Annotated in this window: 12 protein-coding genes; 6 read left to right on the forward strand and 6 right to left on the reverse strand. The window is 33.2% G+C overall.

The window, feature by feature from the left end; genetic code table 11:
- Nucleotides 1-48 precede the first annotated feature (48 nt).
- The gene (gene dnaN / locus IWX80_RS11915; RefSeq protein ID WP_196853630.1) at nt 49-1167 is read left to right on the forward strand and encodes a DNA polymerase III subunit beta; all 1119 of its coding nucleotides are present in this window, start codon (nt 49-51) and stop codon (nt 1165-1167) included.
- A gap of 220 nt (nt 1168-1387) precedes the next feature.
- Here the strand turns inward: dnaN and IWX80_RS11920 are convergent, their stop codons facing one another.
- The 3 genes from IWX80_RS11920 to IWX80_RS11930 form a co-directional block, all read right to left on the reverse strand.
- Nucleotides 1388-3160, reverse strand: a complete 1773-nt coding sequence (locus tag IWX80_RS11920; RefSeq protein ID WP_196853631.1) for a MutS-related protein — start codon at nt 3158-3160, stop codon at nt 1388-1390.
- Between the two features lie 117 nt (nt 3161-3277).
- Entirely contained in the window at nt 3278-4111 is an 834-nt protein-coding gene (locus IWX80_RS11925; protein ID WP_196853632.1) for a universal stress protein, read from the reverse strand.
- 75 nt (nt 4112-4186) lie between these two features.
- The gene (locus tag IWX80_RS11930; RefSeq protein ID WP_196853633.1) at nt 4187-5017 is read right to left on the reverse strand and encodes a universal stress protein; all 831 of its coding nucleotides are present in this window, start codon (nt 5015-5017) and stop codon (nt 4187-4189) included.
- 177 nt (nt 5018-5194) lie between these two features.
- Between IWX80_RS11930 and mnmE the strand changes: the two genes are divergently transcribed.
- The 5 genes from mnmE (at nt 5195) to IWX80_RS11955 (ending at nt 10852) form a co-directional block, all read left to right on the forward strand.
- Nucleotides 5195-6583, forward strand: a complete 1389-nt coding sequence (mnmE, locus tag IWX80_RS11935) for a tRNA uridine-5-carboxymethylaminomethyl(34) synthesis GTPase MnmE (RefSeq protein ID WP_196853634.1) — start codon at nt 5195-5197, stop codon at nt 6581-6583.
- Nucleotides 6584-6815: 232 nt separating this feature from the next.
- On the forward strand, nt 6816-7379 hold the full coding sequence (locus tag IWX80_RS11940; RefSeq protein ID WP_334682349.1) for a helix-turn-helix domain-containing protein: 564 nt from the start codon (nt 6816-6818) through the stop codon (nt 7377-7379).
- Nucleotides 7376-8518 carry a tyrosine-type recombinase/integrase gene (locus tag IWX80_RS11945; RefSeq protein ID WP_196853636.1) on the forward strand — a complete coding sequence of 381 codons (1143 nt, stop codon included), beginning with the start codon at nt 7376-7378 and terminating at the stop codon, nt 8516-8518. The genes IWX80_RS11940 and IWX80_RS11945 overlap by 4 nt, the downstream gene beginning before the upstream one ends.
- Before the next feature lie 771 nt (nt 8519-9289).
- A complete protein-coding gene (locus tag IWX80_RS11950) occupies nt 9290-10633 on the forward strand; it encodes a hypothetical protein (RefSeq protein ID WP_196853637.1) in 1344 nt (447 codons plus the stop codon).
- A gap of 3 nt (nt 10634-10636) precedes the next feature.
- Entirely contained in the window at nt 10637-10852 is a 216-nt protein-coding gene (locus IWX80_RS11955) for a hypothetical protein (RefSeq protein ID WP_196853638.1), read from the forward strand.
- A 404-nt stretch (nt 10853-11256) separates the two neighbouring features.
- On the opposite strand, the gene IWX80_RS11960 is transcribed toward IWX80_RS11955, so the two are convergent.
- The 3 genes from IWX80_RS11960 to IWX80_RS11970 all read right to left on the reverse strand — a co-directional run bounded on the left by IWX80_RS11960 (nt 11257) and on the right by IWX80_RS11970 (nt 21039).
- The gene (locus tag IWX80_RS11960) at nt 11257-11478 is read right to left on the reverse strand and encodes a hypothetical protein (RefSeq protein WP_196853639.1); all 222 of its coding nucleotides are present in this window, start codon (nt 11476-11478) and stop codon (nt 11257-11259) included.
- Nucleotides 11479-11655: 177 nt separating this feature from the next.
- Entirely contained in the window at nt 11656-18168 is a 6513-nt protein-coding gene (locus tag IWX80_RS11965) for an NACHT domain-containing protein (protein ID WP_196853640.1), read from the reverse strand.
- A gap of 129 nt (nt 18169-18297) precedes the next feature.
- Nucleotides 18298-21039, reverse strand: a complete 2742-nt coding sequence (locus tag IWX80_RS11970) for a tetratricopeptide repeat protein (protein WP_196853641.1) — start codon at nt 21037-21039, stop codon at nt 18298-18300.
- Between the last annotated feature and the right edge of the window lie 91 nt (nt 21040-21130).

Consider the following 21130-nt stretch of genomic DNA (forward strand, 5'->3'; position numbering starts at 1 on the left):
ATCGTATTTCGGATTTAGAGAAATACCTTAAAAAATAAAACATAACAGATGAAATTTATAGTATCGAGTTCGTACTTATTGAAGCAATTACAAGTTTTAGGTAACGTTATCAACAGCAGTAATACTTTGCCTATTTTAGATAACTTTTTATTTGACTTAGACCATAATGTGCTAACGGTTTCCGCTTCTGATTTAGAGACAACAATGTCTTCTACATTAGGAATTGATTCAGAAAGTAAAGGAAGCGTTGCTGTCCCTGCAAAATTACTTTTGGAAATTCTTAAAACATTCCCAGAACAGCCTTTAACTTTTACCGTTGAAGAAAATAGTACGATAGAAATCAGTTCTAATTCTGGAAAATATGCTTTGGCTTATGCTCCTGGAGATGAATTTCCAAAATCGGTAAACTTAGACGATCCATCTGTAACACTTGTTCCTGCTGATGTTTTGGCAACAGCCATAAGTAAAACAATATTTGCTGCAGGAAATGATGATTTGCGTCCAGTAATGTCGGGTGTATTTTTCCAGTTTTCGCCACAAGGATTAACATTTGTAGCAACTGATGCGCACAAATTAGTAAAATATGCGCGTACAGATGTAACAGCTTCTCAAGTCGCTGATTTTATTATGCCAAAGAAGCCTTTGAACATCTTAAAAAATATTCTTGGTAGTTCTGACGCAGAAGTTAAAATTGAATACAATGATTCTAATGCTACTTTTTCTTTCGACAATTATGTTTTAATGTGTCGTTTGATTGATGGAAAATATCCAAATTACGAAGCGGTAATTCCTAAAGAAAATCCAAATAAGTTAATGATTGACCGTTCTCAATTTTTGAGTTCTGTACGTCGTGTTGCTATCTTTTCGAATAAAACTACGCACCAGATTCGTTTGAAAATTGCTGGTGCTGAATTAAATGTTTCCGCTGAAGATATTGACTACTCAAACAAAGCAGAAGAAAGATTGACCTGTGATTATCAAGGTGATGATATGCAAATAGGGTATAATTCTCGTTTCTTGACTGAAATGTTGACGAACTTACAATCCGATATGATTATGCTTGAAATGTCTTTACCAAACAGAGCCGGAATCCTTACTCCTGTTGATGGATTAGAAGAAGGTGAAACGGTTACAATGCTTGTAATGCCAGTAATGCTAAACAGCTAGTTCAGTTTATAATACGCTATTAACCAAACCATTTTTATATTTAAAAAACCGTCTCGTTTAATTATGAGACGGTTTTTTTCTTTTATTCACCTCTCTGTTTCTCATTCCGACGAATGAGGAATCTCATATCTTATTTACATCTTCAATGATTAGCTATGATTGCTCATGTTAGTGGGTTTGCTTCGTTCCTCGCAAAGACAAACTGAACACTGAATGCTAATTAAATCACTCCCATTTTTTTCATTAAGAATGTAGCGCTTCTATTTTTACAAATTCCATTTCGAAGTTTATAATCAAAATGAAGTTCATTATTGATAATTTCTACTTCAAAACATTTATTGGTTAATATATTTGGATACTCATTTGTGGTTAAGCAAACTTCAATATCGTGCGTTGCAATAGCTCCAACAGCTTTTTTTCCAATAACTTTTTTGACCACTTCTATTGTTCCATTGCGTTTGTCATCTGAATTTGTTCCGCGCAATATTTCGTCCAATAAAACAAATGCGGGTCTATTTTCCAGTTCGTCCATGATTTGCTTTAAGCGCTTTATTTCGGCAAAAAAATACGATTCGCTATCAGACAACGAATCCGACAATCGCATGGAAACTAAAACAGGTAACGGATGCACATTAGCGTGACTAGCACAAACCGCCGAACCCAATCCTGATAAAACCATGTTGATTCCTAAACTTCTTAGAAAAGTACTTTTACCGGACATATTAGAACCCGTTAAAATCATAAATGATTCGGGATGAAAACGCACATCATTTCCTATTCTGGTTTTTTCATTCAATAAAGGATGACTTAGATCCGTGAAATCAATTTCAAAATTGGTGTTCAACGTTGGATATACAAACTCGGGATTGTTATACGAAAAATTAGCCAAGCTGTTCAACATTTCGAATTCACCAATAACTTCCAGCCAATTTTCTAACGCTTCAGCGTGATCATTTTTCCATTGAATTAATGATTTTAAAACGTGTAAATTAAACAGAAAAGTCCCATTGAAAACGGTAGCCGTTACGAAATTACTGATGCTGTCCATATTCGAAAACAAGCCTGCTAATTGTTTAAAATGAACGCTGGCATTTTCTTTTTTGAACATTAGTTTTTGTTGCAAATCGATTAATTTTTGTGATTGAAAAGATTCGTTTTCAATTTTTTGCAACAGCAAACTATATTGATGAATGGTTTTATCAATATTGGTAGAATTTGCTACTTCAGCCTGGATTCGCTTAATAAAACGTCCTAAAATCATTAAATTAATAACAAAAAAATACGACAAAACAGAAGCAAAAAAGGTATTAGAAGTCACTAAATAAGCAATCAGAACTCCCAGAAAAAGAAGCGGTGAAAAATAAGAAATAAAAATACTTATTTTAGATAAAGGCTTACTATTGAATGTACTCCACTTAAGTAGCGTCTCATAATTTGATTGATTGTCGTTGCTTACTTTGGCGAAAGCCAAAAATTCCTGACGCCAATCTAATTTTTCAGATAATTCTTTTACCGCTTGATGATTTCTGGTAATTTCATCATTTGGCAGAAGTGTTAACAATTGGTTTGCGAATGTTTTTTTTCCAATAAAAGTAGCGGTTCTATTCAAGTTTTGGAACAAGGAATGTTCGCCAAAAATATCTAAATCATATGCATACGGATGATGAAAATCATTAAATTCCTGTCCATTTTCGAAAGGAATTTTATTTCTTTCCAAATAGGAAATTTCATTTTCATTAATGTCCAATAAGGCTTGATTAACTTGCTTTTCGAAAACTAATTTAGAATGAATGCGCATCAATACAACGAATATTCCAAAAAGAAAAATGGCGGCAGCTATAAGAATAACTTCGCTATTTTTGATATAATAATAAATAGAAACCAAAAAAAGTACAATAGTAAAAAGTCTTAAAATACTTATACTATTGTACTTTTTATTGATTGCAGTTAATGCAGTTGAAAAGCGAATCTTTTTTGCTTTGTATATTTCCATAATTCAATTTGATGAATTGCAAATATAACGAAATAGATTACTTTGAGGTCTAAATTAAAAGGCAATGGCGATGCCAAACTACATAGAATTCAAGATTTCAATTGAATTAACACGGAATCAATCAATGTGAATGGCTAGAATTGGAATATCAAAATTTGTAGCTATTTTTTTTGTTAAACTAGGTTTGAAAATCCCTTCAAAAAAACCTCTTTTATACGTAAGCATTGTCAGGACATCAACTTCTTTATACATTATAAAATCCAGAATAGTTTCTTTGACTTCGTCGCTGTTGATGACAAAAAATTCAATGGGTTCATTAATAAATTCTTCTTCCCATTTAGCAACTGTATCTTTAGAGACATCAGAATCACTGGTTTTTACATACAAGCATTTTACTTTTGCTTTCGTTTTTTTGGCGATATCCAACACCAATTTCAAGGCTTTTTTATCTTTAGTTCTAAAACGAGTCGTGAATCCAATAACTTCAATTTTCTTGAATTTGGCTTCTATTGGAACACACAACATAGGAACATCTATTCCAGAAATTACAGAACCTGTATTGGTACCCATAAAAAAAGCATCCCATCCCGTGGCTCCGGAAGTTCCCATGATTACAAAATCTATTTTATCTTCTTTGATACATTTTTTAATATTATGGAGCAAATCCCCATCCATGAGTCTATGAGACATCTTTATTTTATCCAAATGACGCTCTTCGGCTATAGCACGCAATTTTGGGATTTCCTCTTTAAACATATCAAATTGTGCTAACTCTAATGAATCATAAATGACCGCGTAATTTTCAGGAAAAAACTGATTGTCATAAATTGGCAGTTCAAAAGTGTGCAATAAAACAAGTTCTCCATGAACTATTTTTGCAAATTCTAAAGCATGTACAAAAGCATTTGTCGCTACTGTAGAAAAGTCGGTTGGAAATAGAATTTTTTTCATTTGTATTATGCTTTTAAAGGATTCATTTACTACTAAATGTTGAGAATTTTTCGAGTATTCAAATCGAAATTAATTTTATTCATGAATGGCAAGAATCGGTACATTGATGTGAAATGCTAATTTTTTTGAAAGACTAATTTCGAAAAGTTTCTCAAAGAAATTTCTGTGATACACATGCATTGCTATCAAATTAATTTTATGCAAATCGATAAAATTTAAAATAATTCCTTCCACATCTTCTCCTTTGATAGAGTGAAATGTAACTTCATTATTTTCTACTAATACCTTCCAATCTTCTCTAGTGTCGTCTTTAACTTCATGATGCGGAGACGCTACACGAAGGCAATCAATATGTGCTTTAAATATTTTGGACAAAGACAGAACTCTTACAAAAGACCCTGTATCCTCCGGTTTGTATTGTGTAATGAACAGTATTTTTTCAATAGGATGGTATTTACAGTGCTCCGGTATTGCCAAAACTAATGCTTTGACATCATTCATAACTTTTGTGGCTATCGTGCCGAAAAAAGTTTCTTTAAGACCAGTGGCGCCTTTAGTTCCCATAACTACGAAATCGAAATTTTCATTGTCAGTTATTTTTTTTATTTCTGGAACCAAATTTCCCAAAATCAAAACATGACTTATTTTGATATGAGTTAAATTGTTTGCTTCCGCAATTTTTCTTAAAACAGGAACTTCATCTTTATAATTCTCAAAATTACTAAGTTCCGTTACATCATAAATTTCATGTAAATACTCAGAAACATTAACATAATTGGCTTGAGGCAATTGGTAAACATGCATTGTAACTATTTCAGCATTAATCGATTCTGCCAATTTCAATGCGTAAATAAACGCGTTTTTGGAAACTTCTGAAAAGTCTGTAGGAAATAGAATTTTTTTCATAATACAGTTAAATTATTGCAAATCAATTATTTATATAAATTTACAAAACAAAAAACAAAATAGAATGATAATTATCAGTTTGGCTAATTTTTAACAAAAAATAAAGTTAATGGTTTAATAATCGAGTCTTAAAGCCATGTCTATTTTGCTTACTTTTGCATTAAATTGAATTTAAATATGATACCTCAAGATTCCATAGTGGCATTGGCAACTCCTTCGGGAGCTGGAGCTATAGCCGTAATTCGGATTTCCGGCCAAGATGCCATTACTATTGGAAATTCTGTTTTTAAATCCATCAAAAACAAAGAATTAACAACCCAAAAAACGCATACCTTACATTTGGGACATATTATGGATGATTCCAAAACTTTGGATGAAGTTCTGGTGTCCATTTTCAAAGGACCAAATTCCTATACAGGCGAAAACACGATTGAAATTTCGTGTCACGGTTCTACTTATATACAACAGCAAATTATTCAATTATTGCTTCGAAAAGGCTGTCGAATGGCTGATGCTGGTGAATTTACGTTAAGAGCATTTTTAAATGGAAAACTGGATTTGTCCCAAGCAGAAGCGGTTGCCGATTTAATTTCATCCGATAATGAAGCTTCACACCAAATTGCAATGCAACAAATGCGTGGTGGTTTCTCTAATGAAATAGCAAAATTAAGAGAAGAATTATTGAATTTTGCTTCACTAATCGAACTAGAATTAGACTTTGCCGAAGAAGATGTAGAATTTGCTGACCGAAGCCAATTTCACGAATTATTAAACCGAATTGAATTTGTCCTAAAACGATTAATCGATTCGTTTGCAGTAGGAAATGTGATTAAAAACGGAATTCCTGTAGCTATTGTGGGTGAACCCAATGTAGGGAAATCGACACTTTTGAATGCTTTATTGAATGAAGAGCGTGCCATCGTTTCGGAAATTGCGGGAACTACGCGCGATACCATTGAAGATGAATTAGTGATTGGAGGAATCGGTTTTAGGTTCATAGATACAGCTGGAATCCGCGAAACGGAAGATGTGGTGGAAAGCATCGGGATTCGAAAAACTTTTGAAAAAATTGAACAAGCGCAGGTTGTCGTTTTTCTATTTGACAGTTCCGAGTTTAAAGTTTCAGGTTTAAAGTTAAAAGTAGAACTGGAAAAAATCAAAAACCAGTTTCCGTTGAAACCGCTTGTAATCATTGGTAACAAAGCCGACAAACTGAAAGAAAATGAAACTGTAAATCTCAAAGCTGAAATTCCAGAAATCTTATTAATTTCAGCCAAAGAAAAACTAGGCGTTGAGGAGTTAAAGCATCAATTACTTTCGTTTGTCAATACTGGAGCATTACGGAATAATGAAACAATCGTAACCAATACAAGACATTACGATTCTTTACTAAAAGCTTTGGATGAAATACAAAAAGTAAAATTTGGCCTTGAAACGAACTTGTCCTCCGATTTGATGTCATTAGATATTAAGGAAGCTTTGTATCAATTTGGAATGATTACGGGACAGGTTACTAATGACGAATTGTTAGGAAATATATTTGCTAATTTCTGTATCGGAAAATAGGTTTCACAAAACATCACAAAATAAAACAAAGAATCCCAGTTAAAATGTCATAAAAAGGCATTTTAACTGGGATTCTTCTTTCTGTTTATTTAGCTTTATTTGCAGATAGTTTGTTCCTTTTTGTACCATTATTGTACCACGAAAATAATTTTCCTTATTGGATTTTTCTTTGGCGAAATTATGACACACAGAGAGACACATAGACACAATGGGACACAAAATTAGTCACATTATGAGTTCTAACATTGAGGTTATCAGAATTTGTGAGCACTGCAAAAAACAGTTCACAGCCAGAACAACGCGTACACGGTATTGTTCGCACATTTGCAACAGCCGTGGTTATAAATCAATGGTGCGCAAAGGAAAAGTAGAAAAAAGCAATAACGAGATCGTTCAGCTTTTAAACACAGATTTAGAAAAAATAAAGCCACTTGAGTTTTTAAAAATTACTCAGGCAACCCTTCTTTTTGGAATCAGCAGAAGTACGCTTTACAGGTTAGTTAACAATGGACAGCTGGACATTGCAAAGTTTGGCAAACGAACTGTTATCCGCAGATGCGATCTTGAAGCTTTTTTTGCAATTCCGATACAGGATGTAACCTTGAAAACTGGACAGCAATTTCCTGGTTTTGACAATTGCTATACTATAACGGAAATTCAACAGAAGTATAATATTTCTTCAGGAGCGCTCTATCTATTGATTCAACGGCAGGGTATAGTAAAATATTCCGTTGGAAAATTCACCTGTGTAGCCAAACAGGATATTGATATAATTTTTAATGCTTGGGAGAGATGAAAAATATAAACGTTACGCTAAGAAAAAGAACCCTTCCAAGTGGTAGGATAACATTATATCTTGATTTTTTTCCACCGATATATAACACTAAAGCCCGTAAATTTTCCCGCAGGGAGTATTTAAGTTTATTTTTGGTTCCAAAACCAAAAAGTGCTATTGAAAAAGCTTTGAATTCCGAGAATCTATATAAAGCTGAAATTATCTGTGCAAATAGGTTTAATGAAGTAAATAAGCCGCAGATCTACAATCCTTTTGAGATGGAGCAACTTCGTCTTAAAGAGATTGGCGAAAAATCATTTCTGCAGTATATCAAGCTTGTTGCTGAGCAAAAAACGGGTAATAACGGTGATATTTGGACTTATGCCATTATCCACTTTGAAAATTTTCTTAAGAATGAGGATATACTGATACAGGATATCGATGTGACTGTTATAGAAGATTTTAGGGAGTATCTCTTAAAGGCAAAATGTATCAGGAAAAAGGGTAAGTTTTTAGCTCAGAATACAGCTTTAACTTATTTCAATAAGATCAAAGCTACTCTTCGAAAAGCATACAAAAAAGGATTGCTGCAGACCGATGTCAATTCTGCAATTGAAAGCATAAAGGAACAAGAGTCTCAAAGGAATTTTCTAACCATGGAAGAAGCTGTAAGGCTATTTAAAACCCCTTGTAAAAAGGAAATTGTCAAACGTGTCAGTCTTTTTTCTCTGCTCACAGGCATGCGCTATTCCGATATATCAAAACTTACATGGGAAGAAGTGCAGTATAGTAAAAGTGAAGGATATTACATAAGATTTAAGCAACAAAAAACTGATAGACCGGTAACCCTTCCTATTTCTCAAGAAGCGTTCGAGCTCCTAGGTGAAAAAGAGGCACAAAGTAAGAGAGTTTTTTATAATTTAAAAAAATGGGATGTAGACCGTTTACTGCCTATTTGGGTTAAAGACGCATCAATTGAAAAACATATTACGTTTCACTGCTTTCGTCATACATATGCAACATTGCAAATGGCGGCAGGTACCGACATTTTTACGGTATCGAAAATGTTAGGTCACAAAAACATAAAGACAACGCAGATATATACAAAAATCATCGACGAGAAAAAAAGAGAAACAATTAATAAAATTTCATTTAAATAACATTTTTTAATACTAGTTAAAAAAGAAAAATGAATTCTCTACTTTTGCTTTGAGGTGGCTTTTTTGGTGCTTTAAAGTTGAAGGCACATCATTTTATTGCAGATTTTCTCAAAAACGGACAAAATGTAGATCCCAATATAGAATTGATCGAAGTGAATACAAGTGAAGCTGTTTTTTTTCAAAAGCAAGTTTTTGTCAATTGTATCATATGAAAAGTTTTACCATCTGTCCAGCCACAACGAAATGGTCACCAGCCAACAAGAGGACAAAAAGGATTAATTGAAACACATTGGTGCAGAAACACTTGATGAATATAGTACTTCAGGTAAACTGAAAAAAGGTGATTTCAGGATAAGACAAAAAAGCAGGACATTGCTGTTCGGCTTTTTGTCGGTGTGGCAGGATTAACCGCCTATTCCTTAATTCGTTGATTTTACTGGTGTTTCCAAGTACTCTTTCCAAAAGGGGTAACCGAATAGGTCTCATCTAAAATAAATTACCTTGTAGCCCTTTGTATCCTTGATCAATTTAATAGCAGTCAGTCAATGTACTTTTATTATTATAAATATATTAAACTTGATATTAAAATACAACAGAAGCCCCAAATAAACTTCACTTGCTACTACGATACAATTTAATTTTTTTCCTGTCAATAATAATTTGGATGAAAAAGAAATTAAAAATTGTAAAATACTAAAAAACAAGTATTTATACTTATTATGCATTATTTTATTTATGCTACTTTTACAAAGTAATTCTTAATAACTGATCATGAAAAAAATTACTCTGTTTACGCTCTTTATACTGTTGTCAAACATTTGCCAGGCACAGGATAAACCTGTTGATCCTGATTTTTACAAAAGATTGTTAGATCGGGAATTTACTAAAATCCTCACTGGGCAAAATACCAACTTTGGAACCTACGCAACATTCAGCACCAAGGATGAAATTGCAAGTCTGGCTGGAAATATTAAGATCAAGGATGAGTCCAGCTTAAATATTAATTTAAAAGGAGGCGTGACCGAAGGACTTGTGCCACTTGTTAACGGTGAGGATGTGAATTCAAATATCACCCTTAATGTTCAATTTAATCTCGGATTGTATAAAAATCTTGAAAAGGAAATTCAAAGTGATGCAACTAAGAGAATGAATTACGAGTATTCTGTAGACAGTCTTAAAATTGTAATAAAAAAAACGAAGGACGAAATATTTTTCGCAAAGCAAAAAATCGAATTGGAAATTAAGCAGAAAGAAGAAAAGCTGAGTAAGCTTGGAAAAATAGACGTAAAGCTGATTGATAACCCTATGCGCAGGGATATTAAAAAAGATAGTATTGACATACAGACCAAATTATTAAATATTGATATCGACATTTTAAAAAACAAAGCAAAAGGACTTGATAGTGCTGAAATAGGCAGACAGAGCAAAAATCTCGATGACCACCTGGAAAAATTTAATACAGCCAGACTCGAAAAGCTCGGCCTGCTGTCGTACAATATAAACTGGCTATCTTTTTACGGCAGATTAAATAACCAGGCATTTAATTCATTTAATGAGGCTGCAGCTTATCCAGATCAAATCAATAAAATTATTTTTAATCAGCTTGAATTTGGCCTTTCCTATAATATATACAACTTAAAAGATAACTCGCGCAGTACATATTATTTTGCAGTGGGGGCTTCTTATCTGTTAAATGATAATTTTGATGACTTGACCAAGAAAACACTGAACGATAAGCAGGATATCTCTGCATCCCCTAACTCCCGAAGCCTAAGCGAGACAAAAACGGTTTATCTTGGAGAATACAAAAGAAATCTTTCTCAGCTGAAGGCAAATGCAAATCTATACTGGTTTCCAACCCTAAATCAGGCCTTTGCATTCCATATTGAGCCCAGCGTTAAGACAAACTTCGAAGAAAAATTAAAGTTTGATAATATCGTGGGATTTCTTTTAGGGTTTAAGAACAGTGAAAAAGACCAGAATGTGATTAACGTTGAATTATATTACAACATGAAAGATATTTTCAAAAAATCCGAAAATGAAGATGATCAATTCAGCGATAGATCTTCTTTAGGTTTAAAATTAAATTTCCCAATAACATTTAAAACTTTATAAGTCATGAAATTTGAAGAATTTAAAGAAAAAATTACTGAATTAAAAAGAGATTACAGAGCTGTATGCTACTCTAAAAATTCACATTGGAACGGAACATGGAGACAAACGTACTCAGAAGCTTACGAGGACGTGCAAAAGCATATGAATTCATCGCCGGGCAATGAACTGCATAAAATTAAAATTGTGGAACGTGTTTATTCGGAAACTGCAATTGTTTAAATGATTAGAGATCAGCAATAGGTAATGGAGATATCCGTCTGCACTAATCAGAGCAGTCTGCACCAATGTAATAAAAAAGTCATGGGCGGATTATGCTGAACTTAAATCCATTCAGCCTGCTTCCTCCATTGAATGAATTCTTTGTCAGACGGATGTAAATCCATGTTAGCGCCAATTGATTTGATTTCAGCAATGTAATCTTCGTCGTGTTCACTAAGCCGGTAGCTATCTGCGCAGACGGATCATTAATTCCTCGTCTTCCACAGGATACATGCCTCTACTGTCAAACTGCGTTCCATACCTCTGTGGCTTGCCTTCAAAATAGCAGATTCTATCATGCAGATAGGCTAAATTTTGAGAGCTTATTTCATCGCCGGCTTCCGATATTAGAGCAAAGCATTTTTTCATAAAAACAGGCATGCTGATTGCGTGCTGTACCATAAGCAATGCCCCTGGCTGGCTTCTTCGCCGGCAATTGATTTTGTAGGGTATCCGATAGAATTGATAATTTCATCAAGCCGCTCCGCATTCTTTTTATGCACATGTTTCATCTCAGGATAATAATCCGGAGAAAGCCTCCCCTCTTTTAGAAGTTCTTCCCTTACCTGAAGGTCATACAGCGCCATCTCCACCAATTCTTTAGCAATGTGATTATGAATATTATTGTCGTTGTTTCTAGTGACTTTCGGTTTTTAGAATTTTTACCGCAGTTGCTTAGTCCTGAAGCGGCGGCTGTTTACGGCAAGTTTTAATAAATAAATTTATGGAGTGTCGACTGTGTAAGATAGTAAAGCTTATCGTAGTTAAATTTCTACATTTCTGTCTAAATAGCACCAATGCATATAATCTTCAGGTATAAATTCATCTGCTGATCGTCTTAATTCTATGTTATAGCATAAAGTCAAATTATTCTTTTTCAGATAATCGGTTAATAAATCTTTGCTGATCCTAAGTGTGAATCCTTCTGATTTAGGTTTGTATCTTCTTCTGTCAGTTGTTGACTTCTTTGAGTTACTCCATCGGAATGCCTTCAAAGGAAACCCTTCTACGCCAGTAAATACATCTAATAGTTTTTTTTCCTCAATGCCAAGATTAGAAAATGCATCTGGATTTAAACTTGCATTTACCAAATCATTTTCTCCTCTGAAATTATTATAAGAAATTTGGACTAATGGTCTGAACTCTTTTTTATTAAATGAAGAGTGATCACTATCAGTTATAGGCAATGAGTAGCCATATTCATTCTCCGTTTCTGTAAAGTACGTATTTTCTGATTTAGTTAAAATACAATCTTTTGCCTTAAGGAATGCCCTAACCTCAAAATAACAAGTACCATGAAGCTCAGAGTGCCTGTCGACGCGCTGGCTTCCGTATTCTGCTAAAGTAATAAAATCATCTTCACGGGTTATAAAGTTTTGAATCATTGAATCAAAATCATTAAAAAGCACAAAATCTTTTTTCGATATTTTCTCAGGCACCCAACTAATATAGTCAGGTCTTGTTATGATAGAAAATAATAATTTCGATGGATCATAAACTCGAAATTTATTTTTGACTTTTTTTGCAAAGCCTATATCAAATTTATTTTTTTTAATTTTCAAGTAGAAAATTTTATTAAGACTAGCTTTAACTTCATCATAGTAAGATGATTGAATTTCTATTGCATCGTAGTTAGTATTAATATTGTATTTATGATGGACATCACTTTCTTTTTCGGCATCGTGATCCACCCAGCCTTTAGTAGCTAAATCTGAATGTAATGCTTTCAATATTGACTTGTCTGTGTCGTTCTCATTTATTTCATTGATTAAGTTTTGCTGAAATAGAGAATATTTAAAAGTTTTAATTTTAGCCTTATAAGATGATTCATTGTCAGCTACGATTGAAGAATCAGCTGTATTTACAGCTTTGAGTGCTATTAATTCATCTGGTGTCAGAAATGAAGTGTCGGATTGATTTAATGTTAAAAACAGCTCGCGTGCGGTTTCCAAGATATTGAAATGCTCCTTAAGAAATACAGTAATCAGTTCATTTTTAAATTGGATTAGCATTTCTGGATTTTTCAAGGCTACAGCCTGCAGAACTACAATAGCATATTCAATTTCATTCTCACTTCCATTCTCGATAGTAAAATGTATAAATGTTTTTAGATAGTCCGGTTTATCTTCAATCAGGTCAAAAACAGACTGTATAGCAGTTTCTCTTATTTTTATCGCAGGGTAATTAAAAAGCCAAATGAGATGTTTTAACACAATTTTGGAGAACATCAGGTTTTCAGAATGCTCTGCTATGAAAGTATAATTATTTTCCTTTTCAGGAAGTCCCTGTGCAAGCTCTCTATTGAATTGTAGATTCGCTGCAAAATAAGACTTAACTGATTCATCTTTAAAATAAGTCTGGTAATTTAAAAGCCTGTCAATCGAACCGGTAAGATCACCCCTGTACTTTCCTTTTTGATTATAGTAACTGTTCAAAAGAAACTTCTTTCCAAAGTCTTCATCAACTTTGAGTATCATTTCAATAATGTCAAAGTCCAATTTTTCAGGATCATCATTTCGCTGAAACAACTGACTATCAAATTCTAATTCTGATGCCAATAATGCGATTTCCTTTGCTCGATTTGGGTTTATGCCAATAAGCCTGTTTGCAATTTTCAGCAGGGCTTTGGATCTACTGGTCCTTCTTGTCCATCTTTCTATAAACTGAATTAAGTTTTCAATGCTCATTATTGAACATTGGTCTACCAGAGCGTTCAATTCCTCATCCGAAAATATAAAATACGATAAAAAATCTCTTTGACGGTTGAAATTGGACAGCATATTATCCAGCCATTTTACAAAGTCCATTTTTTCATTTACAAAAGAGGCGAATTCATTCTCGGAAATAATAGAATCAATAAATAGTATAAGCTTATCAAATTGCTTTTTTAGCTCTTTAAAGTTTAAGCTCTCAGAATCAGATGAGGCTATTTCATTTTTTAAAATTGCATACTGCCGTCTGATTTTAAATTGATTTGCTTTTAAAGCATCTTTATTTTCTAAAGATGTAATCTTGTGAAAATTTTCAAATATCTTTTTTGCAGAACCATACTCTGTTTTAAGAGATTGGTTACGATCATTTTGTGTTTGAACCATAAACTGGTTTTGCACATACTTTTCAAATTCGTCGTAATTATCTTCAAACAATTCAATTATCTCTTCAAATGGTAATTCAATTTCACTGATTTTGAATTTTACTTTTTGAGAGTTCTTTCTTCTATTAACCTGATCGTCTGGTATGTCACTAGTGGTTATTAAGGGATCAGGCAGACCGTAAATATGGTAATCAATTCCATTTTTCTTCAGTATTTCAGAAAATTTGCTAAGTTCCTTTTCATCTTCTATCTCTACTGTGGTATTAAATTTGACAATCTTAAGGATTTTCTCAACGACGTCATTATTATTGTAATGAATAGCTCTTAAAAACAATTTCTTTGCCAGATCAATGAAATGGCCTTCACTGGCTCCTCCGTTCCTCCATCGGGATAAGGTTTTAATAATTGCAAGGTGAAACTCAAGATCTTCGTTTGAGCTGTTATTTATCAAGGGGCTTAGTACTATGTCTAATGCTTCGTCCCTTCCAATATTAGTTTCCTCTAATTCAAGTAATTTGAAAGCAAGCTCAGGATAACTACCGGCTGTGAAACGTATCAAATTAGACAGGACAATATGTCTCATGCGTCCGTTTCCTGCGTCGTTTATTCTGTCTTGTATATGAAGAACTTCTGAAAGTCTTTTTAATGTATTACTTGGGTCGCTTGCATGGAGTAATTCCATTGGTTCAATAATATTTGAAGCCTTGTAATCTTTTCTGTGTCCGACACCAAATGATATCTCCACAAGCTGGTTATAGATTCTTTTAAAATCATCTTTATATCCACATTTACCGTATGCTTCAGCAACTTCTCCCAGATAAGATGTAAGGGAGCCGGTATCATGCTCCTGTCTTGCAGACTCTTCAGCATGTTTAATAACCTTGTAGGTAAGGTCTGGAAATTTTTTGGAACTGTTGTTGTTTATTTCATCAGCAATGACCAATCCGGCAGAGTAATGGGGGAAACCATTTCCGCTTTTATCACATGTGATCCAATAACTTACCAGGTCTTCAAGCTTTTCCTGTGATAGTAATTTCAGTGACAGCTTAAATATTTTACTATAAATGTTTTTCATGCTGTCGGCAATGAATGAACTGTCAGTATCCATATCAAATAAACCGTGAGCTCTGGTGCTAAATTCCTTAACCCGTTTTATGTAAAGAGAATCAATGCTCATTTTAAGCTTATCCAGAATTTCATCTTCTCCTATGTCAGAAGTCCTGCTCAAATTCCACACCTCAGAGAGATTAAAAATTGAATCATAAATCTCCTCAGCCGGGCTCAATAAGAACGAGTTTTTAAGTGCCAGTTTTTCAATTAGTTCTGGTTGGAAAATCACAATCGGTTTTAAATCGTCATAAAGGCTTATTATCTCTTTGCGTAAAGAAAATTTCATGCCGTCTTTATCTACAACTTCTTCAAATAATTCAGGTTCACTTATTGTTCTGCTCGAAAAAAATTCTAAGATTTCCTCATTAGTTAAAAAATCGGAGCAGTAGGATATGAATCTAAAGTAGAACTTGTCAGGAATATTTGCAAAATCAATTTCTCTAATTATTTTGACTGCTGATTTTTTTTCTGCGGGTACTGGAAGAAATAACTTTACTAATGCTATTTGAATTCTCGGCAGTAATTTTAAGTCTTTTTTATATGCTTGCAATAATTGAAACAATTTACTATAGTGCTTGCAGTCTGAAAGGTAGCTGATAATATCAGATTTAATTTTCAAATTAATTTGTTTGTTCCTTTTGTCTGAATGTTCTTTTTTAAGATAATTTCTATTGTGTCTGTCCGTCTGCTCCCATGTGATGCCATCAATATCTTCAAAGAGTTCTACTGTGTTTTCCAGGATCAGGACTTTTGCTTTTAATTCAATGGTCGTGTTTTTAACATAACGCTCAGTCAGCGGCTTTGAAAGGCCTTGACTGATTATATTATGCGGCAGTAAAGTATTTGTTTTTTTGTAATACTCTCCCAGGTAAAAACAGAAATACTCCTTGTTTGTCAGTACAAAATCACCGTCCCAAATAAGTCGAAGACTGTTGGCAGTTTCACCGACATTCAGAAAAAGTCGTGAAAAATTGATTTCTGTGCCACTAAGATTCCATTCCAATGTATCAACTTGATCTTTTAGAAATGCTATTCTAATGAATTCATTTAGAGAAGTCTCTGCAATTGCTGCCCTGATAGCAAAGTCAAGATTGTTTTTAATTTCTTCGAGTGATCTATAATTACTCCATGCTGATTTTATCCATTCCAGAGTTGTAATAGAAATGATTTTTTTATACTCTCCAATTTCATAAAGATGGGAAAAGTAATTTCTATAAGCTTCATCAGCAAAAAGATTCTGCTCATAAAACGAGACCAGTGCTTTATTAAAAGTTTCCTTTAAATCGGCAGTTTTTGTTATGATAAACTCACGAAAACTATTATGAAAAATAGAATAGGACCTGCCGTCGATTTGCCGTAAAAGATGGGAATATCCATTAATGGCATCCTCAATTTCAATAATACTTCTATTTTCGCCGGCTAATCTTAAGATTTCCTTTATTGTATCAATACTTGTATTCTCCTTCCTATATGCAAGTACCGCAAGAACCCATTTTGCGAAAATATTTCCTTCGATTTTCTGGAATAGGTATTCGTGGTAAGAATTGATTGCGCCATTAACCAGTGCTGGTAATTCATCTAAGGTACTCTCATAATTTCGTTGCTCAACTTTGCTAAGAAGTTCTGAAATATAATGGAGATATACTGGAATCCCACCTGATACTCTTTGAACCTTATCAAGCAGATCAGTGACGATTATCGCTCTGTTGTCCAGATACTGCTTGATTTCAGACTGAACGAAAGGAGGGACTTTAATATGTCTTCTTTCGTCAGCGTCTATTTGAAGTTTAACGGAATCAGACAAAACTTCGTCATATTGAGAGCTTAATATAAAGTAAATGTTATCTGGCAAATTGCCTTTGATATAATTAAGTAAAGATCTTTCACCAATTGTAGTATCTCGATGTACATGGTCAAGACCATCGATGATAAATATTATCTTCCTTTTTAACTTGCTTAATTTATCTATATGAGATATAAGTTTTTCTTCATATCTCTCAGAATACATATTTGGAAAATCAACTTCTCCAAAATTCTTCTCGATAGCTATACACAAGGATTTCAGGAAATAATAGGATTGATGTCTTAGTTCTCCGAAATCATTTTTTGTATCCGGTATAAAGCAGTAGTAAGCCAGTGTAATATCTTCGCTTTGTTCCTTAAATTTTGTTAGGGCCGTTGATTTGCCGATACCGGGAAGGCCTTCAATGAAAATATATCCACCTGCTAATCCAGTAAGTGCTTTTTCGAGTTTTAAAAATAAAGATTGATTTGGTACATAGTATTCGTCATCTATCACTTTGAAGTAGTGAGATAATTTATCCTCAAAGCGGTCTGTTATTCCAAGTTCCTTTAAAATTAAATCTTTGGTAATGCTTTCTCCTGAAATACTCCACTTTACTGCAGCATTAAGAACTTTTTCAAACAAATGTAGTTCTATACCTAGGTTATCTAGTTTAAACTTAATTGCATTTTGAACCTGCTCGATAGATTCCTGATTAAATTTAAACTCTAAACTCTTTATAAATTTATTAAAAGAATTTTCGTCCAATCCGCATTCCAACCTGATTTTTTCAATAGTTATTTTATATTCTTCAAAATTTGCCAAGGAATCGTACCTGATTTCACTATTTTTTAAAGGATCGAAGATATTAGTTCGGATTTCCGAAAGATTATGATGCACACCTTCACTAGGGCGTTTTTGACTGCTTTCTTTTTTATTTGTAAATAGGGTGATCGAAAAATTCTTGCTATTTTTTTTAGCCCCCAAGTAGCCTTCAGCTAACTGTTTAAAAATAGACTTCTTTTGTTTTTTGGCGGGATCAGTGCTCTCTTGACTACTAATCAGACTGTATAGTGTATACGATTTATCTTCGTCCTCCGACCATTTTACCTGAAAATAATCTATCTTGTCTTTTCTGTAGATTATTATATCATCTATGTGATTTCCTTTCTCGTAATTTTCAAGCCTGATTTCTCTTATACCAGAGTCAAAAAATAAGCATTCAATAATTTTGAGTGCAGCAATATTATTCTGATAATAAAATCCAGCCTGTGAATATGAACCTTCCATATAATTATATTGTTGAGAAAAGATTAGTGAATAGTGTAGCCATGATTATGAATTAATTCCAAAGATCATAGAATAAACCTTCCTTGATACAAAATGATTAATAAAATAAAAATCAATTATTTAAATCTGTCATTCTTTTTTAGCGTAACCAAATGAACTTAATGCTTGACTGAGGTCTGGTCTTCTTTTACAAACGTTATCTATCCAAATTTTTAAATCTCTATGAGTTTTTCCTGTTGGGATGATCAATGTGTAGGCATGTTGTTGAAAAAATTCTAGAAAATTTATTTCACCATGCATACCATCTCGTTCCATTATTGCTATTGGGGGGAATATGCCTTCATTAAAACAGCTCATAATCATCAAGCCCATTAATTCGATTGCCTTTTCAAAATCGCCGTTGTACCAGTTAGCAAAAAATAGTGCACCGTATATTACCCTTATAGGAACATCCGTAATGAAATTATTGCCTACGAGGACTGCATAATAATTGTCTAGTACCTCTGCTGCTGTTTCAAAATCTTCTGCTAATATCAAATTATACCCTAGATCAAAAAGTGACTTTTCAAGTCTAGATGGAAGATCAAATTCAGTACTTAATTTTACACATAGGGCATACATTTGCGCTGCCTTATTGTAGTGTTTACTGGAACGGTAAGCAACAGCATAATTATGATATAAGTGGAAAAGCCCATCAATAATATTCATTCCATGTGATTCCGCTTCCTTATATAAGTCACAACTAATATCAAAACACTCCAATGCCTTATCATATTTCTGTATTTTGATATAAACTTCACCTAATAATTGCCACACCTGTGCTTTAACATTGCTTTTAAATGTTTGGCTTTCAAATGAATTAATTTGGCTCTCTAAGCTAAAGATAGCCTCGTTATATTTTTTCATTCTTACTAAATTCGTCACCATGCTAGTCTGGCTCTGTATAGAAACTTCTAAATTTGTAGATTTTGATAGACGTTCATAAATAGTCATTGCTTCATTTCTAAACTTATCATTTGGCGTATCATCTGAAAGATAGATAAGCATTGTGGCTTTTTCAAAATTTAGAACATTTAAAATTTCGCTCTGTTGATTCAAATAGATGCCTTGCTCATATTTTTCTAAGGCTTTTTTGTAGTTTTCCTGAAATCTATAAACACGGCCTTGAAAATAATAAATGATATCCCATTTTTTTGCTATAGGATGAGATTCTAAGCTATTAGCAACATTGCAAGCAATATTAAATTTTCCGTATGCCATTAATTGAGACAAAGTGTTCGCTGCTTCTTGATATCCAATTTCATGAAGGCCAGCATTTAACGCATGGTAAATAGTAGCATTGCGCTCAAATAATCTTGGATCCGGAATGCATTTTAAATATTCAGTAAAACTCTTATAAACACCAATTTCATCGAGTTCCTGCTCTTCAAATAAATTATTGTTTTTAATAAAATCAGGAATAATATAAAATTGTTCTTGAAAGTCTTCAATGATAAATTTCTGTTTTAAACTTTTGAAAATCGTTTTAAATGTTTCATTTAAGATATGTGTACCAATAGAAAATCTGAAAGGTATACCAAGCATCATGATGTGTCTGACAAATAGCAAGTCATCATCGGTCAAAAATTTAAACACTTTGGTTTTTATGAAATGTGAAATTTCTTGAGAGCTTTTATTTTGGAGAGTTTTTATGAGAGCGTCAAGTGGTTCATACTCTAAAATAGTACTTATCAACTTTATTAAATAAGGATGGCCATCTATTAAATTATATAATACTTGTGCCTGCTCTGTAGATAAATTTAAAACGTTATAAACTTCTAAAATTTCTTTAAATGCGGTTTCATCAACTCCTTTTATAGGCAGCTTGAAAATTGGATTATCCCAACTACTTCCTTCAAATGCAATATTCGTAGATATTAATATTTTCGAAGTGCTTAAGTGTTTATTTAGGAATTGTATAAACGAAAATAATTCTCCCGCTGAAGCGTTCAATGCATCAAAAACGATACAAATCTTATGCTTGTTTAATATTGCAATTGTGGTTATTTTAAGTAAATCATGATCTATCGCAGAGACTAATTTTTCATAATTTTCACCAAGTTCATGCTTAGCAAAATTATATAAACGAAGTGCTAAAATTTCTAACGTTGTTACCAATTCACAATCTATCCAAAAAACCTTATAATCACTTTGATTAGCAACATAATTTGATAAAAAAGTTGTTTTGCCGATGCCGGAAATACCTCCAACGATAAAGGTGTTATAATTTTTTAGATTATAATCAAGTTCAGCCTTTTCTTCATTTCTACCTTTAAATTGGAATGTTGGTGGAGGGCCAAAAAAATCAACATTCTCAAAATTTGCTGATTCCTTCGGAGATTCTGAGGACTGTAAAATTTTAAAAATTTTATCTTGCCCTTCTTCTATGCGGGCCACAATTTCCACAGTTTTTTTTACAATTTTCTGCAGGTCTTCAAAACTGTTCAATACTTGTTGTACGTAGTCTGGTTTAAATGAAAAGTTTTTTTCCTTAAACCGTTCTTCATGGTCATTTTTTATTTTTTGAAGCTTTTCAACCGTAAATAAAGTAGTGTCATTTGTTTCAGTATGGTGCTCGTGACATAAAAATATTAAGTTGGGATATGATCTTCGCTGCTCATCAGTCATCGCAACGTTGAAACGTTCTCCCCCAGGCATTGCTGCCTCTATGTGACAGCATTCGGCTATTAGCAAATTTTTGTCATTAAAAATCACTGAACTACATCCTGGAAATGCGCATTCATTACCTGAACGCAGTAGTAGATTACCAATTGTTTTTGAATTTGGTTTTAATCTACGGGATAATTTAGTATTTAAAATTTTGTTACTCAATTATGCTGACGTTTATTTACTAATTGTTTGAATAGAATGCTGAGTATAATAAGAAGTTCAATCCTTCCACTATTAAATTTAAGCTCATATT

The organism is Flavobacterium sp. CAN_S2 (assembly GCF_015752255.1).
Taxonomy (GTDB): Bacteria; Bacteroidota; Bacteroidia; order Flavobacteriales; family Flavobacteriaceae; genus Flavobacterium.